Raw genomic sequence first — 21,343 nt, 5'->3', positions numbered from 1 at the left:
GGCTGCGGCTGCGGCTGGAGATTCCACTGCAGCTGCCGTGCCAGCGGGCGGGGTGGGGGGGGAGGGGGTGGGCGGGGCGGGGGGAGGCCCCCCGGGTCAGCCGCGGACTCCGCGCAGGACCATCCCCACCGCCGCCTCCGTGATCTCGTCCGGGTCCTCCGCCGCGCCGAGCTCGATGCGCCGCACCGCGGCATCGACTACGCCCTGGAGGAGCATGGCGGCGAGTCGGGGCTGTTCGTGGCCGAGCGCGGCCAGGGCTTCGACGATCATGGCGATGAGCCCGCCGTGCGCCGCGCGGATCTTTTCGCGCGCGCCGGCGTCCAGTTCGCCGGCCGAGATGGCGACGACAGCCCGGTGGCGCCGGTCCCCCACCAGGGCCAGCTGCCGTCGCACATACGCCTCGATCTTGTCCTCGGGCGTACCGGCACGCTCCATCGCCGCCTCGACCTCCGCGGCCCAGACCGGGAAGTCGACGGCGCACAGCTCCTCGACGACGGCCGCGCGGGAGCGGAAGTACTCGTACACGGAGGAGCGCGCAAGTCCCGTGCGCTCGGCGAGGGCGGGGAAGGTCAGCGCCTCCGTCCCGCCTTCGGACAGCAGGGTGCGGGCGGCGTCCAGGAGGGCGCCGCGCTGCATCGTCCGGTGCTCGGCCACAGAGGCCGCTCGAATCCTTGGCACGCCCCCACTGTACGGATGGGGCGCCCGTCGCGGCACTCCGCCCGGCACCCCGGTGCCGGAGGTTCAGCGTCCGACGTCGGCGAGCTTCGCCCGGAGCTGCAGCACGGACTTGGTGTGGATCTGGCTCACCCGGCTCTCGGTGACGCCGAGGACATTGCCGATCTCGGCGAGTGTGAGGCCCTCGTAGTAGTAGAGGGTGACCACGGTTTTCTCCCGGTCGGGCAGCGTGTTGATGGCGCGCGCGAGCAGTCGCCGCAGCTCGCGGTCCTCGGCGATTTCGACGGGGTTCTCGGCGGCGGTGTCCTCCAGCGTGTCCATGATGCTGAGGCGTTCGCCGCCCTCGCCGCCGACGTGCAGCAGCTCCTCCAGCGCCACGACGTTGGCCAGGGACAGCTGGCTGAACACCGCGTGGAGTTCGTCCAGGGCGATGCCCATCTCGTCGGCGACCTCCGCCTCGGACGGGGTGCGGCGCAGCTGCGCCTCGAGGGTGGCATACGCCCGTTCCACGGCTCGGGCCTTCTGCCGTACGGACCGGGGAATCCAGTCCAGCGCGCGCAGCTCGTCGATCATGGCGCCGCGGATGCGGGTGATCGCGTAGGTCTCGAACTTGATGGAGCGTTCCGGCTCGAACTTCTCGATGGCGTCGATCAGGCCGAAGACTCCGGAGGAGACGAAGTCGGCCTGTTCGACGTTGGGGGGCAGTCCGACGCTGACGCGGCCGGCGACGTATTTCACCAGCGGGGAGTAGTGCAGGATCAGCTGCTCCCGCAACCGCCCGTCGCCCGATGCCTTGTAGGCGCGCCACAGCTCGTCGAGCGAGGAGGGCGCGGCGGGGCGCACGCTGCCGCGCGCGGCCGGTGGTACAGCCGCGCGGTCAGACCCGGAGGTGTGCTGGGGCATTCGTCGCCTTGAGCCGTTCTGCCGAGACGCTGGACGGGGGGATGGGTGGACGGTTGCTGGGTGAAGTGCATGTGAGCGTAGCGTGACCGCGGCGTTGCGGTGCGCGAGGAGGAGGGGGTGGGGCGTGCGCAGATACGTTCCGCAGCCCGCACCTCAGGGTTACCTCGTACGGCGTGGCGGCGCCGGGGCCCGGTGCCGGGCGCGGCTCTCCGAGGGTCCCGGCGGCCGGGCGTCATGACGCGGCGGGCGCGGTCCCGGGCGCCCGGTGCGCCGCCTCACCGTCTCGCAACAGGTCGGCGCCACGCGCCGAAGCAAGGCAAACCTGGATTCTGCGGTCATTCCCCTCACCCTTTCACCCGTTCGCCCCAGGTCAAGTACCGCCTCGCCGGGAACCTTCGGCGGGCCCGGCGTGCCGGGCCAACTCCCAGCGGGCACCGCACCTTTGCACGAATCCGAGGGACTGCAGCTCGACGAGCTTGCTCTGCACGAGGTCGCGGGTGGTGCCCGCTTCCCCGGCGAGGTGTCCGGCGTCCGCGCCGCCGCGGGCGGGCAGGGCCTCCAGTACGCGGGCCGCGACGGGGTCGAGGACGTCGCGGGCTAGGGTCGGGCCGTGCCGCTGGGGGCCGAGGTCGCCGATGCTGCCGACGAGCTCGATGACCTCGTCGGCGTCGGTGACCAGCAGCGCCTCGCCGCGCAGGAGTTGGTGCACGCCTGCAGACAGGCCGCTGGTCACGGGTCCGGGCATGCCCATGGTGAAGCGGCCGAGGGCCAGTGCCCGCCGGGCGGTGACCAGTGAGCCGCTGCGGAGTTCGGCCTCGATCACGACGGTGCCTCTGGTGAGGGCTGCGATGACACGGTTGCGCTGGATGAAACGGCTGCGGGTGGGGTGGTCGCCGGGCGGTAACTCGGCGACGAGCAGGCCCTGTTCGGCGATGCGGGTGAGCAGTTCGGTGTGTCCGCGCGGGTAGGCGTAGTCGACGCCGGAGGCGAGTACGGCGAAGGTCGCGCCGTCGGCGGCCAGAGCGCCCCGGTGTGCCGCGCCGTCGACGCCGTACGCGGCTCCGGAGGCAACGGTCCAGCCGCGTTCGGCAAGGCTCGTGGCGAGGGTGGCGGCGAGGTGGGCGCCGTATTCGGTGCAGGCTCGCGCGCCGACGACAGCGACCGAGCGCAGCGCCCAGAAGCGGAGGTTCGCCGTGCCGCGTACCCACAGGCCGATGGGGCGGCCGTCGCCGAGGTCGTCGAGCTGACCGGGCCATTCCTCGTCCCCGGGGATGATGAAGCGGCCGCCGAGGGCGGCGACGGCGGCCAGGTCCGCGGCGGGGTCGGTGCGCGCCGCGCGCAGCCGCAGGCCCGCGATCTTGTCGGGGCTCGCGCCTTGGGGCGGGTCGGCGTCGCCGGACAGTGCGCGCCACAGGGCCTCCGGGCCCATGTGGCGCAGCCATCGGCCGGCGGTTTCGTCGCCCGGCTCGAGGATGCGGGTGAGCGCCGCGCGCGCCGTGCGCTGCGGCTCGTACGGCGTGTGGTGAGCCGCCGGCCGGCCGGCGGCTCCGTTGCGTGTGGTGTCGGCGGCTTCGCGCGTGGCGAAGCCCCATGCGTCCGTGCCGTTCATGACGTCCCTTGTTCGTCCGGGGGCCGCGTGGTCACGCGGCCGGGTTGTGCCGAAGTGGCCGCCGTGGCGTGCCGGGGCGCGGGCCGCGCGCGGGACCGCTGCCGTTCGTACGGGCCGGCGCGGCGGTCCGGAGCCGCCGCGTCGGCCGCTCCCCCGGGCCCGCGAGCCGGGCCGTCACCGCCCCGGCCCCGGCGCTCCTATCGGGCTGCCGCGCCGTACCCCGGTCCGCAGCTCCAGGGCCCAGTCGACATCGTCCCGCGTGGGCCGGTCGCGGCCGGCGAGGTCGGCGGAGGTCCAGGCGACGCGGAGGACGCGGTCCAGGCCACGGGCCGTCAGGAGGCCGCATTCCAGGTCGCGTTCCGCCTGGTCGAGGGCGCCGGGGTCGGCCTGCCAGCGGGTTCTCAGCTCATGGCCGGGGACCTCGCTGTTGGTGTTCCAGGGGGTGTCGGCGAAGCGGGCGGCGGCGCGGGCTCGGGCGGACCGTACGCGTTCGGCGACCGAGGCGGTGGATTCGCCCCGGCCGAGTGCGGCCAGCTCGGAGCGGGCGACCGGTTCCACGGCGATCCGCAGGTCCACGCGGTCCATCAGCGGGCCGGACAGCCGCGCTCGGTAGCGCCGGATCGACGAGGGGCGGCATTCGCAGCCGCCGCCGGTGGTGCCGTGTCGCCCGCAGGGGCAGGGGTTCGCCGCGAGGGCCAGGAGGAAGCGGGCCGGCATGCGCATCATGCCCGCGGCCCGGGCGACGACGACATGGCCCGACTCCAGGGGCTGGCGCAGTGCGTCCAGGACGCGGGCGTCACATTCGGCCGCCTCGTCCACGAACAGCACACCGTGGTGGGCGAGCGATACGGCTCCGGGGCGGGGCAGGCCGGTGCCACCGCCGACGAGGGAGGCCATGGTCGCGGAGTGGTGCGGGGCGCAGTAGGGCGGGCGGTCGACGAGGGGCTGTCCTGGCGGGAGGGTGCCGGCTACCGAGTGGACGGCGGTGACCTCCAGGGATTCCTTCGGCGAGAGGGCCGGCAGGAGCCCCGGGAGGCGTTCGGCGAGCATGGTTTTGCCTGCTCCGGGCGGGCCCTTGAAGAAGATGTGGTGGCGTCCGGCGGCGGCCACTTCCAGGGCGCGCCGGGCGTTGTGCTGGCCGGCGACATCCGCCAGGTCGAGTACGCGGTCTCCTGGCGGCAGACCGGCGCAGGCGCCGGTGCCGGGGACGGCCAGGCCGGACAGGAGGGGATCGGGGCGGCCTCCGGTGGCGGTGTCCGCGTCTTCGTCGGGCACCGGTTCGTCGGCGAGGACGGCGATGAGCTGGCGCAGGCTGCGGACACCCAGGACGGAGATGCCGGGGACGAGCGAGGCCTCGGCCACCGTGCGTTCCGGCACGACGACCTGGCGGTATCCGGCGTCGGCGGCGGCCAGGACGGCGGGCAGTACACCGCGTACGGGGCGGACTCTGCCGTCGAGGCCCAGTTCGCCGATCATCATCAGGTCGGTGAGTTCGCGGGGGTCGAGGCGTTCGGCGGCGCCGAGGACGGCGCAGGCCACGGCCAGGTCGAAACCGCTGCCGCTCTTGGGGACGGATGCCGGGCTGAGGCCGACGGTCAGCTTCTTCTGCGGCCACTCGGCTCCGGAGTTCACCACCGCCGCGCGCACCCGGTCCTTGGATTCGACCAGGCTTTTGTCGGGCAGTCCGACCAGGGTGAAGGCCGCCACTCCCGGCTCCAGGTCGGCCTGGACCTCGACCACGACGCCTTCGACGCCGACCAGGGTTACGGAGCAGGTACGGGCGAATCCCATTACGCCACCCCCCGTACGTGCTCGACCACCGGGGCGCCGCGGGCGGGGAGCAGGACGCCGATGACGTCGATGCGGACGCCGCCGGGCGGCGGGCCGCCGTAGCGCTCCAGCCAGCGCTCCGCCAGCCTGCGTAAGCGCTCGGTCTTCCCGGCCCGTACGGCGGCCATCGGGTGTTCGTACGAGGCCGCGCGGCGGGTTTTCACCTCGCAGACGACCAGGGCGTCGCCGTCGGCGGCCACGATGTCGATCTCGCCGTCGCGGCAGCGCCAGTTGCGGTCCAGGATCCGCATTCCGGCTTCGGTCAGCCGCCGGGCGGCCAGATCCTCGCCGTAGCGTCCGAGCGCCCGCCGAGGGTCCGCCGGGGTGGCGGCCGGACGGCGCCGCGCCGCCCTGCCCTCCGGGTTCCGGTCTCCCGGGCGCCTGGAGAGCCCCTGGCGGCCTGTGTTCTGTGCGGTCCGTGCGGTGTTCCCGGCTTCCCGGCCGGCCTGCGTGGCGTTCACTCGGCACCACCTCCGGCACCGACTGTGACGCCTCCACGCCTTTGTTTTGGATCTTGGTGGATAACTGCTCGGTTGTGGACAACCCCGTCACCCGCACGGGTGACCGGGCCCGCGGCCGGTTCCGGCCTCAGCTCCCCGGAAGATCGAGATCGCTCTTGTTGAGCTCCTCGATGTTCACATCCTTGAATGTGAGGACGCGCACCTGCTTGACGAATCGGGCCGGGCGGTACATGTCCCACACCCAGGCGTCGGCCATCGAGACCTCGAAGAAGACCTCGCCCTGAACGGAGTGCACCTGCATCTCGTAGTCATTGGTGAGGTAGAAGCGACGCTCGGTTTCGATCACGTACTTGAACAGCCCGACGACGTCGCGGTACTCCCGGTAGAGCTTCAGCTCCATCTCGGTCTCGTACTTCTCGAGGTCCTCGGCGCTCATGGCAGATCCCCTTCAGCCGTGCGTCCCCCCATTGTGCGTCAGACCCGCTCGGTCTCCAGGAGCACCGGCGCACTCGGGGGCCCTTCGTCGAGCAGTGTGCGCAGCAGCTCGGCGAGTCTGGTCGGATACACCGTCTCATGCGACGCAGACAGTTCCTCCACAGTCCACCACCTCAGCCCCGAGACGCTGCGTCGCTCCAGGTCCGTCTGCCCGGCCATATCGGTGGCGGTCCGGTCCGTACGTCCCAGGTAATACCACTCGTCCTGGTCCCAGCGCCGCCCGTCGAAGGGAAAGGAGCAGCGGCGTTTCCACAGGACGGGGCCGAGGACCGCGTCGGTGATGCCGGTCTCCTCGACGAGTTCGCGGCGGGCCGCCTCCTCGCGGGTCTCGCCGCCCTCCAGGCCGCCTCCGGGGGTGAACCACCAGGTGTCGGAGGGGTTGTCCGGTTCGAAGCCGTGGAGCAGCAGGATCCGGTCGTCGGGGTCGAGCAGGACGATGCGCGAGACCTGCCGGTGACCGGCGGAGCCGTCGGTGGCGGAGGGGGGCGCGGGCTCAGTCATGGCTGCGGGCCTTGCGGGTCCTGCGCCGGGCAATCGGGCCGTAGGCGGCACCGGCCAGGATGAGGACCGCTCCGGCAACGACGGCGAGGGTGATGGGCTGGACGGGGCCGGGCTGTGAGGTGCCGCCGGGGAGCGCGGCGAAGCCGGCGGGGCGCTGCATCACACCGATGCTGCCGAGTGGCCAGGCGCGGGCGTCGACGCGGCCCTGGACGGCGCTGCGCGGTACGGAGCCGTGGTCGCCGTCGGTGAGGTGGACGCGCGAGTCGAGGGAGTCGCTGCGGTGGTCGCCCAGGAGGAAGAGCTGGCCGGCGGGGACGGCGGCCTTGAAGCCGACGGGCGAGGCGGGGCCATGGCCCTGCAGATACGGTTCCTCGACGGGCTTGCCGTTGATGGTGAGCCTGCCCTGCTCGGTGCAGCAGGCGACCTTGTCACCGCCCACGCCGACGACGCGCTTGACCATCGGCAGCTCGCCCCAGGCGGCGTCCTTGAAGACGACGATGTCGCCGCGGCGTATCTCGGAGCCGTCCACCTTTTCGGCCAGGACCCGCGCGCCGACGGCGATGGTCGGCGACATCGAGTCGGTCGGCACCGTGTAGGGGCGGTAGATCAGTGCCGCCCACACGAAGCCGCCCAGGAACAGCACACAGCCGACGGCCACGGCCAGACCGGACAGCACACTGCCCGTGGTCCGGCCGCGGCCGTCGGTCCTGCGTTCCGTACTGCTGCTCATCCCAGCGCTCCCACCCTGCGGGCGGCGCCCGCGTCGAAGATCTGGGACGGCACCCTACCTGGGGTAACGGCTGCCGGTCAGTACCCGGGGACGATCTCCGCTCAGCCTCCGGCGGCGCCAGAGCACGATCGGCACGGCGCCCGCGAGGCCCAGGGTGGCCGGGGCCGCCGCCATCGCGGTGTTGATCCCGGGCTGGCCGAAGGTGTCGGGCACCGGCAGCGTCGCCCAGCGGTCGATCGGCCAGGCGATGGTGAAGGCGCGGCCGACCACCTCGTCGACCGAGACCGTGCCATTGCCCTTGAGGTTCTGGTGGTAGCGGGAGTCGAGCGAGTCGTCGCGGTGGTCGCCCATGACCCAGATGCGGCCCTTGGGGACCTTGATCGGGCCGAAGGCGCGGTCACCGCAGGGGGTGGCGCCGGGGAAGATGTACGAGTCCTCCTGGAGCGCCTTGCCGTTGACCTTCACCGGGCCGGTGCCATGGCACTCCACGGTGTCGCCGCCGACCGCGATGACCCGCTTGATCAGGTCCTTCTCCTCGGCGGACGGCATCAGGCCGATGAAGCTGAGGACCTTCTGGACGGGGTTGGGCTCGGGGGTGGGCGTCTCGTTGAGCCAGCCGCCCGGGTCGTGGAAGACGACGACCTCGCCGCGCTGCGGCTTCGACCCGAACCACGGCGTCAGCTTGTCGACCAGCACCCGGTCCCCCCGCTGCAGGGTGTCCTGCATGGAGTCGGAGGGGATGGAGAACGCCTGCACCAGGAACGTCTTGATCAGCAGCGCGAGGAGAAGGGCGATGCCGATGAGGATCGGCAGCTCCTTCCAGAAGGCGCGCGGCTTCTTGGCCTTCTTCACCCTGCCGGCTACCTCCTCGTCCGCCGTGACGGACGGGCCGGCCGGACCGGGCGGCGCCGGCCGCTGAGACGCTGACTTCGACTGTGACTGTGACTGATGCGCGGAACTCGTCGCCTGGTGCGAGGACTCAACCTGCCCCGCCGGCTCTTCGGGCTCTTCGGTTCCGGACCGCGCGCCGACCGCCAAGTCCCCCACATCTGCTCCTTACTCCACGCACTCGCCCGCCCGTCAACCGGTGCAGGCCCACCACTCCCATAACGAGCGGGAGTTCCGCAGGGGTCGGGAGTACGGCCAAACTCTCGGGGTACAGCCTATGCGGCACCTGCCCGGCAGCCGCTCTCGCACCCGGCGCGTCGCGCACCGTCTGGAAGGTGCCGGTCTCCTCCAGACGCCGCCAGTGGCTGAACGGCCAGGCGATCACCACGGCCTGTCCCACGACGTTGTCCTCCGAGACCGTGCCACGGTACGGCTCATCCAGGTGGAAGCGTGAATCCGCGGAGTCCGAGCGGTGGTCGCCCATCACGAAGATCCGTCCGGTGGGGACGTGCACGGTGAATTTCAGCTGCGAGGGCGGGTTTCCGGGGTGGATGTACGGCTCGTTCAGCGGTGTGCCGTTGACGGTGACACGGCCCTTGACATCGCAGCACTTCACGGTGTCGCCGCCGACCCCGATGACCCGCTTGATCAGGTCTTTTTCGTCGGCGGAGGGCAGCAGTCCGATGAAGGTCATAAAGTCCTTGAACTGCTTCACCCCCACCGGCGGCTCACCGCCGATGCGGCTCTTCTCGTCCGGGGGCAGCCAGTTCCCCGGGTCCTTGAAGACCACGACATCACCGCGTTCCGGCTTGGCGCCGAACCAGGGCGTGAGCTTGTCGACCAGCACCCGGTCGCCGATCTTGATCGTCTTCTCCATGGAGCCGGACGGGATCACGAACGCCTGGACCAGGAAGGTCTTCAGTACCAGGGCGATGGCCAGCGCCACCCCGATGAGGATCGGGATTTCCTTGAGGTAGGAGCGCTGTCTGCGGCGTTTGATGCGCTTGGCCTGGCGGCGGCGCTCGGCCCGGCCGCCGGTCCGGCGGGGGCTCCCGCCGGGCTCACCGCCCGCCGCGGGCGCGTCGGTGCCGGGCTCCTGCGCATCCGGCGCCGGGGCGGCGCTCCGGCCCCCGTGGCGGGGCTTGCCGCGCTTACCCATGGGGGCCTGCCGGGACGGGTATGGCATCGAAGGAGCGCGGGGCGTCGATGGTGCTCCAGCGGCCTACGGGCCAGCTGATCCAGTCGGCCCGGCCGATCACCTTGCCGACCGGTACGGTGCCGCCGCCGGCCTCACCGAGGTGGTCGCGGGAATCGCTGGACCTTGCGCGGTGGTCCCCCATCACCCACAGCTTCCCTTCCGGCACCACGATGTCGAAGTCCACCGACGACGGGGCGTCCCCGGGATGGAGATAGCCCTCGCTGACCGGCCTTCCGTTCACTTTGATCCGCCCCCGTTTGTCACAGCAGGTCACGTGGTCGCCGCCGACCCCGATCACCCGCTTGACGTAGTCGGTGTCCGCGGGCCGGGCCAGGCCCAGCGCCGCGCCGGCCCCGCGCAGCAGGGCCGTGACGGGATTCTCTCCCGAGTTGCTGTGAACGAAGGACCCCGTGCCGTCGAACACCACGACATCGCCGCGCCGGGGCTCACCTCCGAAACGGTACGCCAGCTTGTTGACCAGCACCCGGTCCCCGATCCGCAGGGTGTTCTCCATGGAGGAGCTGGGGATCAGAAAAGGCTGTACGACGAACGTGCTGAGCAGGAACAGAAAGGCCAGGCAGCACACCAGCAGGGTGACGGGCCGGTGGCCGAGGCGCGCGATTCCCGCGGGAAAACGCGCGGAGCGCGACCGCTGCTCCGACCCCTGTTCGGGGGTGGGAGAGGGGTCGCGCTCCGGGAGCTGTGCGTCGGTGTCCATCGGGGCCCGAGCCTATCCGGCCGTTTCCGGACGCCGTACGTGAGCTTGGCTTTGCGTTGCTCCGGCGCAAAAATTCGCGCTCCGGTGCGGCCGCGCTCAGTTGTCGCGCTTCTCCTTGATCTTCGCGGCCTTGCCGCGGAGCTCGCGCAGGTAGTACAGCTTGGCGCGACGGACGTCACCGCGGGTCACGACCTCGATCTTCTCGACGATCGGGGTGTGCACCGGGAAGGTGCGCTCGACGCCGACGGAGAAGCTGACCTTGCGGACCGTGAAGGTCTCGCGCACGCCGGCGCCCTGACGGCGGATGACCACGCCCTTGAACTGCTGCACACGGGAGCGGTTGCCCTCGATGACGCGGACGTGGACGTTGACGGTGTCACCCGGGCGGAAGGCCGGGATGTCGCTGCGCTTCGACGCGGCGTCGACGGAGTCGAGAAGGTTCATGACCTACTGCTTTCTTCGCTGATGCCACAGGTCATCAACGGGAAGTTGAAAAGGGATGTTCGAGCTGCCGTTCCGTCGGGCGGGCGTCGTTCCCCCTGTGGCAGGGGCGCGCACCGGACGCACACAGCAGCGGCCTATTCTTCCACGGCCTCGCTCGTGCGCCCAAATCGGCCGTCCGTTCCCGGTGCCCAGCCCAGCGCGGCGAGGATCTCGCGGTCCTTCTTGTCGAATGCGGCGGGGTCGGCGCGCTCGATCAGATCGGGGCGGTTGCGGTCGGTGCGGCGGAACGCCTCGTCGCGGCGCCACCTGGCGATCTTGCCGTGGTGGCCGCTGAGCAGCACCTCGGGGATCGTACGGCCGCGCCACTCGGGGGGCTTGGTGTAGACGGGGCCCTCCAGGAGGTCGGCCATCGCGCCGGGCGCGAAGGAGTCGTCCTGGTGGGAGGCGGCGTTGCCGAGGACGCCGGGCAGCAGACGGGCGATGGCCTCGACCATGACCAGGACGGGTGCCTCGCCGCCGGCCAGGACGTAGTCGCCGATGGACACCTCGCGGACGTCGAGGCGGTCGCCGTACTCCTCGATGACGCGGCGGTCGATGCCTTCGTAGCGGGCGGGTGTGAACACCAGCCAGGGGGCTTCGGAGAGCTCGACGGCGAGCTGCTGGGTGAAGGGCGCGCCGCTGGGGGTGGGGACGACCATGACGGGCCGCCCGTCGCCGGAGGCGAGGATCTCGTCCAGGGCCTCGCCCCACGGCTCGGGCTTCATGACCATGCCGGGGCCGCCGCCGTAGGGGGTGTCGTCGACGGTGTGGTGCTTGTCGTGCGTCCACTCCCGCAGGTCGTGGATGCGGACGTCGAGCTGCCCGCGGGCGCGGGCCTTGCCGACGAGGGAGACGTTCAGCGGCTCGAGGTATTCGGGGAAGATCGTGACGATGTCGAGCCGCATCAGCTGTCCTCGCGGGCGGAACGGCTGGAGGCGATCTCCGCCTCGCTGTCGTCGAGCAGGCCGGGCGGCGGGTCGATCACCGCGCGCTGCTCCTCGAGGTCGATCTCGGGGACGATCTCGGCGACGAACGGGACCATGACCTCGCTGCCGTCGGGACGCTCGACGATCAGCAGGTCCTGGTAGGGCAGGTGGGAGACCTCGGTGATCCGGCCGACGGCGGTGCCGTCGCGGGTGACGACATCGAGGTCGATCAGCTGGTGGTCGTAGAACTCCTCGGGGTCCTCGGGGACCTCCTCGGGGTCGACCTCCGCGATCAGCAGGATGTTGCGCAGCGCCTCGGCGGCGGTACGGTCAGCGACGCCCTCGAAGCGCAGCAGCAGCCGGCCGCTGTGCACCCGCCCGGTGGCGATGGTCAGCGGCCCGGCGGAGGACGGATCGGTGGCGAGGACGGCCCCGGGGGCGAGCCGCAGTTCGGGCTCGTCGGTGCGCACCTCTACGGTGACCTCGCCCTTGATGCCGTGGGCCCGGCCGATTCGGGCAACTACCAGCTGCACTACTGCTCCTTGCGGCTGAACCGCCGCCGCTTTCGCGAAGGTGGTCTCTCGCCGTCGTGGTTCCTCGATTGATGGTGGCGGCCCACAGGAGATCGCCGCCAACGGGTACGGGCCGGGGACGGCTCGAAAGCCCTCCCCGGCCCGAGCCGGTGTTCAACTTGTCAGCGGACGTCGTCCACGTCGACCAGGTCGACGCGGATACCCCGGCCGCCGATGGCGCCCACGACGGTTCGCAGGGCGCGGGCGGTACGGCCGTTGCGGCCGATCACCTTGCCGAGGTCGTCGGGGTGAACCCGGACCTCGAGAACGCGCCCGCGGCGCAGGGTGCGCGAGGCTACCTGCACGTCATCGGGGTTGTCGACGATGCCCTTGACGAGGTGCTCGAGGGCTTCCTCGAGCATGCTCAGGCCTCGGTCGACTCGGAGGTGGACTCGGCCGCAGCCTCATCCGCCTTCTTGTCGGCCTTCTTCGCCTTCGGGGTGATGGCCTCACCCTTCGGCTCGTCACCGGAAGCCTTGGCGGCGGCCTCGAAGAGGGCGCGCTTGTCGGCCTTGGGCTCGGCGACCTTCATCGGCGCCGGGGCCGGCAGGCCCTTGAACTTCTGCCAGTCGCCGGTGACCTTGAGGATGGCCAGAACGGGCTCGGTCGGCTGCGCACCGACGCTCAGCCAGTACTGGGCACGCTCGGAGTTGACCTCGATGCGCGAGGGGTTCTGCACCGGGTGGTACAGGCCGATCTCCTCGATGGCCCGGCCGTCACGGCGGGTACGGGAGTCGGCGATGACGATGCGGTAGTGAGGCGAACGGATCTTGCCCAGACGCTTCAGCTTGATCTTGACTGCCACGGGAGTGGTGTCTCCTGGTCTTGACGTGGTGGGGCACAACGAGATGCCACGTGGGGTTGCGGTACTCGGGTGCCCGATGGACGCGTCAGCCGGAGGAGAGAGGGGTCCTGTGCGGCTGTCGAGTACAGCTGGCCATTGTGCCACACGCGGTGCGGTCAGCCGACCGCGGCCACCTCGGGGATGCGGAAGGGCTTGCCGCAGCCGCCGCAGACGATCGGCGCCTGGGCCAGCACGGACGGTACGACGCGGACGTTGCGCCCGCAGTCGCACACGGCCTTGACGCGGACGCCGCCTCCGGAGGAGCCGTGCCGGGCGGCCGGGCCGCGGAAGCTGCGGGCGGTGTCGGTGGCGGTGGCCACGGTGTGTGCTTTGAGGGCTCTGGCGAGGCGCTCGATGGTGGGGCGGTAGCGCCTCCGGGCCTCGGGACTGAGTGTGACCAGGGAGAAGCCGCTGCTGGGATGCGGTTCGTCGACATGGTCCAGGCCCAGCTCCTCGGCGATCGCCAGGAACCGGCGGTTGTGGTAGCGGCCTGCCCGGGAGGTGTCGCGGATGCCGCGGGCGGCGGCGATGCCGTGGACTGCCTCGTGGAGCAGCCGTTCGAAGGAGAGTTCGGCGCCGCAGGCGGACGAGGACTCTCCGATCAGGGACTCGGGCGCGGCCAGGTCCGGCAGCTCGGGGTGGTGCCGTTGAATATCGGCCCACGCGAGCGCCAGCTCGGCGGCGAGAACAGGCGGTGTCGTGCTCACGTCGTGACAACGAGCCGGGGTCGCCCAGTGTTCCGATTCCGGGCCATCCCAAATAATTTGCACGTACCAGTCAGTTTCTGGTCATGGGCCGTGCCGTGGGCCAGTCGCCCGCAAGCCGGGGCGTACCCCCGCGTACACCGCACGGCGTAATACGCGCGCCCGCCGGGGCCGCGGTCCCGACGGGGATCGTACGGCCCACCGTAGGGCCACGGGGCACCGTCCGCCGAACGGGGCGGCACGGCGATCGGCGGGCTCCGGCGTGGCGGACCGGCGCGGGCCGGGGCAGGCTGAAACGGCGCGCACGGCGGGGGGCCCGGCGCATACGGGGGCGCGCGGGAGACAACCCCGGCGCACCCTCTGGACGACCGGACGGATGCGCAGTTGTCTGGATTGCGGGGGCGCACAACGCTCGGACACGGGGGCGATCGGCACTGAACAGCTTCGGTTCTCGGCGAATAGGGGCCCTTCCATGTCACCCACGCTCGTGCGGCACCAGCTTCCGGACCCCGCCTCCCCGCACGGAGCGGGCCCTCGCGATCCGGCCGGTTCGCAGGCGCGGGCCCGGGACTGGGCCGAGATCCAGGAGCGGATGCTGGTGCCGCTGTACGAGGCCGCGTACGACCGGCTGGGGATCGGCGCCGGCACCCGGCTGCTGGGGCTCGGCTGCGGTTCCGGGCTCGCGCTGCTGCTGGCGGCGGCGCGGGGGGCACAGGTCAGCGGGGTGGACGCGGACGCGTCGCGGCTGGAGCTGGCGCGGGAGCGGCTCTCACCGAACGGCGGCCCGGGGGCGGCCCGGCTGGTGCACGGCGGGCTGGAGGCGGCGTCCGGGGACGCGCCGTTCCATGTGATCACCGCGTTCCATCCGTCGGACTGCGGGAGCACCGTCGAGGAACTGACGGCGTCGCTGACCGCGGCGGCCGTTCTCGCGGAGCGCGGCGGCGCGGTGGTGCTGGGCGGCTGGGGCCCCGCGGAACGGTGCGCCACCGCCGGGGTGCTGCGGGTCGCACGGCGGCTGGCCGACCCCCTGCACAGGGGCGGCGGCTGGCGGCCCGGCGGGCGGGACGACCTGGAGGACCTGGCGGAACGGGCGGGACTGCGGCCCGACGGCTCGGGGCGGGTGGCCTGCCCGTTCGGCTATGCGGACCTGCCGAGCGCGGTGCGCGGCCTGCTGTCGACGGGAGCCTTCGACGCCGCGCTGGAGGTGACCGAGCGACGGCAGGTGGAGAAGGAGCTCGGCGAGGCGCTGCACCCGCATCAGCGGGCGGACGGGACGGTCTGGATGCCGAACGTGTTCCGGTACGTGGTGGCCCGTCCGCTGCGCTTTGCCTGAGCCCCACGTTGTCGGCTTTCCCGCCGTAGGGGTTTCACTGGTGCGCCTGCGGCGGGCGGTGCCGCTGCGCGGGGCTGACCGGCAGCGGCACCGGGCTTACACGGCTCCGCCGCTACAGCCCGGCACCTCCCCGTTGAGGGTGGGAGAAGACCGGTGGGGGTGTCCCTAATCCCGTACGTGCGAGCAGTGGACGGATCGTGCTCGCCCCCACTGGCCTCTTCTCCCCCCACCGTCGGGAGGGGACGGACCGCAGGACGGAGTCCGGAGGGCCGGCACCGCGGCCGACAACCAACCCCCGCCCGCCGCAGGCGCACAGAGAAACCCCACGGCGGGACAGCCGACGACGTACGGCCAAAGCCAAGCGCAGCGGCAACGTCGGACTAACCCATGAACTTCTTGAACTCCTCCGGGAGCTCGAAGTCCTGCGGCTGCTCACCCTGCGGCAGCCCGAACGGGCTGCCCGCCGGACCGGCCTCGCGGCGGGCGGCCGCGGCCTGCTCCTCGGCCTTGCGCTTCATCGGGTTACCGCTCTTGCGCTTGCCCTTGGCCTGCTTGACCTGCTTCTTCTTGCGGGCGGCGCCGCCACCCATGCCCGGCATCCCCGGCATCCCGGGCATGCCGCCGCCCTGGGCCATCTTCGACATCATCTTGCGGGCGTCGAAGAAGCGCTCGACCAGGTTCTTGACGGTGCTGACGTCGACGCCGGAACCCTTGGCGATACGGGCGCGCCGCGAGCCGTTGATGATCGTCGGGTCCTGGCGCTCGCCCGGCGTCATCGACTTGATGATGGCGGCGGTGCGGTCCACCTCGCGCTCGTCGAGGTTGTTGATCTGCTCCTTCATCTGCCCCATGCCGGGCAGCATGCCGAGCAGCTTGGAGATGGAGCCCATCTTCCTGACCTGCTCCATCTGGGCCAGGAAGTCGTCGAGGGTGAACTCCTTGGGACCCTTCGCCAGCTTGGCCGCCATCTTCTCGGCCTCGGCCTGGCTGAAGGTCTGCTCGGCCTTCTCGATGAGGCTGAGCATGTCGCCCATGCCGAGGATGCGGGACGCCATGCGGTCCGGGTGGAACGCGTCGAAGTCGTCCAGCTTCTCGCCGTTGGAGGCGAACATGATCTGCTTGCCGGTGACGTGCGCGATGGAGAGCGCGGCACCACCGCGGGCGTCGCCGTCGAGCTTGGAGAGGACGACGCCGTCGAAGCCGACGCCGTCGCGGAAGGCCTCGGCGGTGTTGACCGCGTCCTGGCCGATCATCGCGTCGACGATGAAGAGGATCTCGTCGGGGCCGACCGCGTCACGGATGTCCGCGGCCTGCTGCATCATCTCCTGGTCGATGCCCAGGCGGCCGGCGGTGTCGACGATGACGACGTCGTACTGCTTGGTCCGGGCGTGCTCGATGGAGTCCTTGGCGACCTGGACGGGGTCGCCGACGCCGTTGCCCGGCTGGGGCCCGTAGAAGGCGACGCCGGCACGCTCGGAGACGACCTGCAGCTGGTTGACGGCGTTGGGGCGCTGGAGGTCACAGGCGACCAGCAGCGGGGAGTGGCCCTGGCCCTTGAGCCAGCGGCCGAGCTTTCCGGCGAGGGTGGTCTTACCGGCACCCTGCAGACCGGCCAGCATGATCACGGTCGGCGGCTGCTTGGCGAAGCGCAGCCGGCGGGTCTCGCCGCCGAGGATGCCGATGAGCTCCTCGTTGACGATCTTGATGACCTGCTGGGCGGGGTTCAGCGCCTGGGAGACCTCGGAGCCGGTCGCGCGTTCCTTGACCTGCTTGATGAAGGCCCGGACGACGGGGAGGGCGACATCGGCCTCCAGCAGGGCGATCCGGATCTCGCGCGCGGTGGCGTCGATGTCCGCCTCGCTCAGGCGGCCCTTGCCCCGGAGGTTTTTGAAAGTACTCGCCAGGCGGTCGGAAAGCGTATCGAACACGGCGGTCGTCGATCCTCGGGGTCGGGGGCAGGGTGCAGTCGCGTTCTAGGGTATCCGCCCCTGCAAGCTCGGCGGTGCGGGTCGGTGTGCGGTGCGCTACAGCAGGGGTCAGAGCAGGGCTGCCTGCACCGTCTCGGCGAGCTGCCGCGCCTCCGTCTCGGCGAGCGGTGTGCCGTCCTGGCGCGTGACGTAGACCGTGTCCACCGCATTGGCCCCCAATGTGGAGACGTGCGCACTGCGCACCCACACCCCGGCCCCCTCCAGCGCCCGCCCGATCCGGTGCAGCAGGCCGTGCGCGTCCTGGGCCCGTACCTCGATGACGGTCGCGGTGCGGGAGGTGCCGGGGGCGACGGTCACCCGGGGCGGCGGGGCGAGGGTGGCGCGGGCGCGGCGGGCGTAGGCGCGTTCGCGCTCGGCGAGGCGGGCGGGGATGTCGAGGGAGCCGTCCAGGGCGCGGACCAGGTCCGCGCGCAGCCGGCCGGCGTCGGGCAGCGAACCGTATTCGGCGGCCACCCGCCAGGTGAGCAGGAGGACCGGGCCGTTCCCTATGGGATCGAGGGTGCGCAGGTCGGCGGCGCGGACGGTGAGGCGGTGCAGGGCGAGGACCCCGGCGGCGGCGGGCAGCACGCCGGGCTGGTCGGGGACGGCGATGAGGAGTTCCACGCCGACGGGCTCCTGGGCGCCGTCCTCGGCGGGCGCTTCGGCGCGGGTGTGCAGGGCCAGGACGGGGCCGCCGGTGCGCCCGGCCTCGACCGCCAGCCGCTCCTGCTCCGCGGTCGGCTCATCGGTGCCGCCGGTGTCCGGTTCGGCCTCCCCGGCGAGCCGTGCGGCGACCCGTTTGGCCAGGTCGGCGACGAGTCCGCCGCGCCAGGCGCTCCAGGCGGCGGGTCCGGTGGCGAGCGCATCGGCCTCGGTCAGGGCGTGCAGCAGCTCCAGGGTGCCGGCGTTGCCGACCGCGTCCGCGACCGCGCCGACCGTGGCCGGGTCGTCGAGGTCGCGGCGGGTGGCGGTCTCGATGAGCAGGAGGTGGTGGCGTACGAGGGTGCCGATCACGGCCGTGTCGCGGGGCTCGAAGCCGAGCCGGGCGGCGATGTCCCGGGCGAGGGGTTCGCCGGCGGCCGAGTGGTCGCCGGGCAGGCCCTTGCCGATGTCGTGCAGCAGCGCGGCGATCAGCAGCAGGTCGGGGCGGTGCACCCGGCGGGTGAGGGCGGAGGCGCGGACCGCGGTCTCGACCAGGTGGCGGTCGACGGTCCAGGTGTGGACGGGGTTGCGCTGGGGGCGGCAGCGGACCCGCTCCCATTCGGGCAGCAGCCGCGTGACGATGCCCTCGGCCTCCAGGGACTCCCATACGGGCACGGTGGGTGCGCCCGCGCCCAGGAGGGTGATCAGCTGCTCGCGGGCCTCGGCGGGCCAGGGCTCGGGCAGCGGTGCGGCGGCCGCGGCGGTGGCGCAGCGGCGGATGGCGTGGGTGGCCAGCGGCAGCCCGGCCTGAGCGGCGGCGGCCGCGGCGCGCAGCACCAGTACGGGGTCGTGTTCGGGCCGGGCGCTGCGGGCCAGGACGGCCTCGCCGTCGAGTTCGACGACGCCGTCGGCGAGCGGTGAGCGTTCCCCTCTGCCTGCGGTACGGCCGGAGAGCAGGCCGCGCAGGGTGGGCCGGACGGAGCGGGCGCGCAGGATCCGGCTGACCTCGCGCCAGGTGACGTCGGCGGCGTAGGAGACGGTACGGGCGGCTTCGTAGGTCCGGCGGAGCAGGGCGTCGGCGTCCGGCTCGCCGAGGGCGTCCGCGACCTGGGCCTGTTCCTGAAGGGAGAGGCGGTCGCTGGCGCGGCCGGTGACCAGGTGGAGCGCGTCGCGGGTGTCCAGGAGGCGGGTGCGGGCGTCCTCCAGGCCGCCGCGGGGGGCGTCGGCGAGCCAGGAGGCGGCGACGGCCCGTAGCGCGGTGGCGTCCCGCAGTCCGCCCTTCGCCTCCTTGAGGTCCGGTTCGAGGAGGAACTGCAGCTCGCCCTGGCGTTCGGCGCGCTCCTGGCAGAGTTCGTGGAGTTCCGGCAGCCGCTTGGGGGCGCTCTCGCGCCAGTCGGCGTAGGCGGCGGTGCGCAGTGCGGCGGTCAGTCCGGGGTCGCCGCCCAGGTGGCGGGCGTCCAGCAGGCCCAGCTGGACCTTGAGGTCGTCGCGGGCGGCCTTACGGGCCTCGGCGGGGGTGCGTACGGAGTGGTCGAGCTCGAGGCCCAGGTCCCAGACGGGGTACCAGAGGTGGTCGGCGAGCTTGGCGACCGCGCCCGTGTCGGCGCTTCCGTTGTGCAGGAGGAGGAGATCGAGGTCGCTGCGGGGGGAGAGTTCGCCGCGGCCGTAGCCGCCGACCGCGACGAGGGCGATGCCGGAGACGGCGGCCTCGGTGGCGGCGCGGTCCAGCAGCGCGGCGAGCCAGTCGTCGGTCAGCCGGGCGAGGGCGGCCCGGCGGGCGGGCCCGGCGGCCGTGTCGTCCTGGAGAAGGCGCAGGCGGGCGGCGGGGTAGCCGCCGGTTGTCTCGTCCGTCAACAGATGCTCCAAGGCCGCGTCGTGCGCGGTGGGCCGGCCGTCTCCGGCCGGCCCACCGCAACCATCAATTGAGCAGCCCCCGCGGCGAGCGACGACCTCCGCGGGAGCGGTGCCGGTTCCGGCGCGTCAGAGCGCGTCGGGTCCGCGTTCCCCGGTCCGTACGCGCACCGCGTCGTCCACCGGGACGCTCCACACCTTCCCGTCCCCGATCTTGCCGGTGCGGGCCGCCTTGACGATGACGTCCAGCAGCTGCTGTGTGTCGGCGTCCTCGACCAGGACCTCGATGCGGATCTTGGGCACCAGGTCGACGGTGTACTCGGCGCCGCGGTACACCTCCGTGTGCCCGTGCTGTCTGCCGTAGCCGCTGGCCTCGGTGACGGTCAGGCCGTGCACGCCGAAGGCCTGCAGGGCGTCCTTCACCTCGTCCAGCCGGTGCGGCTTGATTACTGCCGTGATGAGCTTCACGCGTCCACCTTCTTCGTCAGGGTCTCGCCGAGTGCCGGGCCCTTGCGGGCCATCGCGCCGCCGCCCGCGCCGGTGAAGTCGTACGCCGTCTCGGCGTGTGCGGCCTGGTCGATGCCGGCGATCTCGTCGTCCGCCTCGATCCGGAAGCCCATCACCAGGTCGATGACCTTGGCAAGGACGAACGAGACGACCAGGGAGTACAGCAGGACGCTGACGACCCCGATGGCCTGCTTGCCGAGCTGGTCGAAGCCGCCGCCGTAGAACAGGCCCTTGGCCTCGCTCTGCACCCCGCCGGTGGCGAAGAGCCCGATCAGCAGCGATCCGGTGATCCCGCCGACCAGGTGGACGCCGATGACGTCGAGGGAGTCGTCGTAGCCGAACTTGTACTTCAGGCCGACGGCCATCGCGCACAGCACACCGGCGATCACACCGATCGCGATGGCGCCGAGCGGGCTGACGCAGCCGCAGGCGGGGGTGATCGCGACCAGTCCGGCGACCGCGCCGGAGGCCGCGCCGAGCGTGGTGAAGGAGCCGTGCCGCAGCTTTTCGTAGGCGAGCCAGCCGAGCATCGCGGCGGCGGTGGCGACCTGGGTGTTGATGAAGGCGACCGCGCCGATCCCGTCGTCGTTGCCGAGCCAGGAGCCGGCGTTGAAGCCGAACCAGCCGAACCACAGCAGTCCGGCGCCGAGCATCACCAGGGGCAGGCTGTGCGGGCGCATCGGGTCCTTCTTGAAGCCGATGCGCTTGCCGACGACGAGGATCACGCCGAGCGCCGCGGCACCGGCGTTGATGTGGACGGCCGTACCGCCGGCGAAGTCGATGACCTCCAGCTTGTAGAGCCAGCCGCCCTCACCCCACACCCAGTGGGCGACGGGGAAGTAGACGAGGGTGACCCACAGGGCGATGAACAGCGCCCAGGCGGTGAACTTCACCCGGTCCGCGAGCGCGCCGCTGATCAGCGCGGGGGTGATGATCGCGAACATCAGCTGGAAGACGGCGAAGACGTAGATGGGGATGTTGTAGGTGCCCCACAGCTCGGTCAGGCCGATTCCGCTGAGGCCGGCGAAGTGACCGTCCCAGCCGATGAAGCCGCCCTTGTCGGTGCCGAAGGAGAGTCCGAAGCCGTAGAAGACCCACAGCAGGGTCACGATGCCCAGGCTGATGAAGCTCATCATCAGCATGTTGAGCACGCTCTTCACGCGGACCATGCCGCCGTAGAAGAAGGCGAGACCAGGGGTCATGACCATCACCAGTGCGGAGCAGATCAGCATGAACCCGGTGTTGGCCGCGCTCAGTTTCGGTGCCTCTGCTGCGAGCGTCACGATGCCTGGGGCCATCGGCGTCTCCTCGTCGTCGATACGGCCCGTGCGGGAGGGGTGGGGTGGGCCGACTTCGCGATGAGGTTGTCGCAGGGTGGTTTCGGCCAAACCTTGCCGGTGTTTCGCGGCAGTGACGAAGATGCCGTGCGTGTTACGCCGAGGTGAACTGCGCTGCAGGGGCGCCATCACCCGTACGGACCACCACAACCCACGCAAAACCCGGCCA

The 21,343-nt window shown here is 71.9% G+C and carries 22 protein-coding genes; 1 reads left to right on the top strand and 21 read right to left on the bottom strand.

Annotated features, from left to right (window positions below; genetic code table 11):
- Positions 1–96: 96 nt before the first annotated feature.
- The 17 genes from ADL29_RS03320 to ADL29_RS03240 form a co-directional block, all read right to left on the bottom strand.
- Complete coding sequence (locus ADL29_RS03320; protein ID WP_053922264.1) at positions 97–636, bottom strand: TetR/AcrR family transcriptional regulator; 540 nt, start codon at positions 634–636, stop codon at positions 97–99.
- 105 nt (positions 637–741) lie between these two features.
- On the bottom strand, positions 742–1,578 hold the full coding sequence (whiG, locus tag ADL29_RS03315; protein ID WP_053922192.1) for an RNA polymerase sigma factor WhiG: 837 nt from the start codon (positions 1,576–1,578) through the stop codon (positions 742–744).
- Between the two features lie 370 nt (positions 1,579–1,948).
- Positions 1,949–3,187 carry a DNA-processing protein DprA gene (dprA, locus tag ADL29_RS03310; protein ID WP_078970679.1) on the bottom strand — a complete coding sequence of 413 codons (1,239 nt, stop codon included), beginning with the start codon at positions 3,185–3,187 and terminating at the stop codon, positions 1,949–1,951.
- A 174-nt stretch (positions 3,188–3,361) separates the two neighbouring features.
- Positions 3,362–4,978, bottom strand: coding sequence for a YifB family Mg chelatase-like AAA ATPase (locus ADL29_RS03305; protein ID WP_053922191.1), 1,617 nt, complete (start codon positions 4,976–4,978; stop codon positions 3,362–3,364).
- Entirely contained in the window at positions 4,978–5,298 is a 321-nt protein-coding gene (locus tag ADL29_RS46205; protein ID WP_053922262.1) for a YraN family protein, read from the bottom strand. The genes ADL29_RS03305 and ADL29_RS46205 overlap by 1 nt, the downstream gene beginning before the upstream one ends.
- A gap of 307 nt (positions 5,299–5,605) precedes the next feature.
- Entirely contained in the window at positions 5,606–5,914 is a 309-nt protein-coding gene (locus ADL29_RS03295) for a DUF2469 domain-containing protein (protein ID WP_003980220.1), read from the bottom strand.
- A gap of 38 nt (positions 5,915–5,952) precedes the next feature.
- Positions 5,953–6,474 (bottom strand): NUDIX hydrolase, encoded by a 522-nt coding sequence (locus ADL29_RS03290; RefSeq protein ID WP_053922190.1) that lies wholly within the window; start codon positions 6,472–6,474, stop codon positions 5,953–5,955.
- Complete coding sequence (gene lepB, locus ADL29_RS03285; RefSeq protein ID WP_053922189.1) at positions 6,467–7,204, bottom strand: signal peptidase I; 738 nt, start codon at positions 7,202–7,204, stop codon at positions 6,467–6,469. The genes ADL29_RS03290 and lepB (ADL29_RS03285) overlap by 8 nt, the downstream gene beginning before the upstream one ends.
- Positions 7,205–7,258: 54 nt before the next feature.
- Positions 7,259–8,242, bottom strand: a complete 984-nt coding sequence (gene lepB, locus ADL29_RS03280) for a signal peptidase I (RefSeq protein WP_053922261.1) — start codon at positions 8,240–8,242, stop codon at positions 7,259–7,261.
- Entirely contained in the window at positions 8,184–9,251 is a 1,068-nt protein-coding gene (lepB, locus tag ADL29_RS03275) for a signal peptidase I (protein WP_053922260.1), read from the bottom strand. The genes lepB (ADL29_RS03280) and lepB (ADL29_RS03275) overlap by 59 nt, the downstream gene beginning before the upstream one ends.
- Entirely contained in the window at positions 9,244–10,008 is a 765-nt protein-coding gene (gene lepB, locus ADL29_RS03270) for a signal peptidase I (RefSeq protein WP_053922188.1), read from the bottom strand. The genes lepB (ADL29_RS03275) and lepB (ADL29_RS03270) overlap by 8 nt, the downstream gene beginning before the upstream one ends.
- 96 nt (positions 10,009–10,104) lie before the next feature.
- Entirely contained in the window at positions 10,105–10,452 is a 348-nt protein-coding gene (rplS, locus tag ADL29_RS03265; protein WP_046925779.1) for a 50S ribosomal protein L19, read from the bottom strand.
- A gap of 134 nt (positions 10,453–10,586) precedes the next feature.
- Complete coding sequence (gene trmD, locus ADL29_RS03260) at positions 10,587–11,396, bottom strand: tRNA (guanosine(37)-N1)-methyltransferase TrmD (RefSeq protein WP_053922187.1); 810 nt, start codon at positions 11,394–11,396, stop codon at positions 10,587–10,589.
- Positions 11,396–11,950, bottom strand: a complete 555-nt coding sequence (gene rimM, locus ADL29_RS03255) for a ribosome maturation factor RimM (RefSeq protein WP_046925781.1) — start codon at positions 11,948–11,950, stop codon at positions 11,396–11,398. Before rimM ends, trmD begins: the two co-directional genes overlap by 1 nt.
- A 161-nt stretch (positions 11,951–12,111) precedes the next feature.
- A complete protein-coding gene (locus tag ADL29_RS03250) occupies positions 12,112–12,351 on the bottom strand; it encodes an RNA-binding protein (RefSeq protein WP_030071708.1) in 240 nt (79 codons plus the stop codon).
- Positions 12,352–12,353: 2 nt separating this feature from the next.
- Positions 12,354–12,794, bottom strand: coding sequence for a 30S ribosomal protein S16 (gene rpsP, locus ADL29_RS03245; RefSeq protein ID WP_053922186.1), 441 nt, complete (start codon positions 12,792–12,794; stop codon positions 12,354–12,356).
- A gap of 155 nt (positions 12,795–12,949) precedes the next feature.
- A complete protein-coding gene (locus ADL29_RS03240; protein WP_046925783.1) occupies positions 12,950–13,540 on the bottom strand; it encodes a hypothetical protein in 591 nt (196 codons plus the stop codon).
- Between the two features lie 469 nt (positions 13,541–14,009).
- On the opposite strand from ADL29_RS03240, the gene ADL29_RS03235 reads away from it, so the two are divergent.
- Positions 14,010–14,870: a methyltransferase domain-containing protein gene (locus tag ADL29_RS03235; RefSeq protein ID WP_053922185.1), complete on the top strand. Its 861-nt coding sequence runs from the start codon at positions 14,010–14,012 to the stop codon at positions 14,868–14,870.
- Positions 14,871–15,250: 380 nt separating this feature from the next.
- Here ADL29_RS03235 and ffh read toward each other — a convergent pair whose 3' ends face one another.
- From ffh to ADL29_RS03215, 4 genes are all read right to left on the bottom strand, one after another.
- Positions 15,251–16,798 carry a signal recognition particle protein gene (gene ffh / locus ADL29_RS03230; protein WP_053922184.1) on the bottom strand — a complete coding sequence of 516 codons (1,548 nt, stop codon included), beginning with the start codon at positions 16,796–16,798 and terminating at the stop codon, positions 15,251–15,253.
- 108 nt (positions 16,799–16,906) lie between these two features.
- Positions 16,907–19,333: a [protein-PII] uridylyltransferase gene (locus ADL29_RS03225; RefSeq protein WP_053922259.1), complete on the bottom strand. Its 2,427-nt coding sequence runs from the start codon at positions 19,331–19,333 to the stop codon at positions 16,907–16,909.
- A 126-nt stretch (positions 19,334–19,459) separates the two neighbouring features.
- Positions 19,460–19,798: a P-II family nitrogen regulator gene (locus tag ADL29_RS03220; protein WP_046925787.1), complete on the bottom strand. Its 339-nt coding sequence runs from the start codon at positions 19,796–19,798 to the stop codon at positions 19,460–19,462.
- Complete coding sequence (locus ADL29_RS03215) at positions 19,795–21,135, bottom strand: ammonium transporter (protein WP_053922183.1); 1,341 nt, start codon at positions 21,133–21,135, stop codon at positions 19,795–19,797. The genes ADL29_RS03220 and ADL29_RS03215 overlap by 4 nt, the downstream gene beginning before the upstream one ends.
- Between the last annotated feature and the right edge of the window lie 208 nt (positions 21,136–21,343).

Source organism: Streptomyces chattanoogensis, assembly GCF_001294335.1.
Classification (GTDB): domain Bacteria; phylum Actinomycetota; class Actinomycetes; order Streptomycetales; family Streptomycetaceae; genus Streptomyces; species Streptomyces chattanoogensis.
This window is presented reverse-complemented; position numbering and strand designations above follow the sequence as displayed.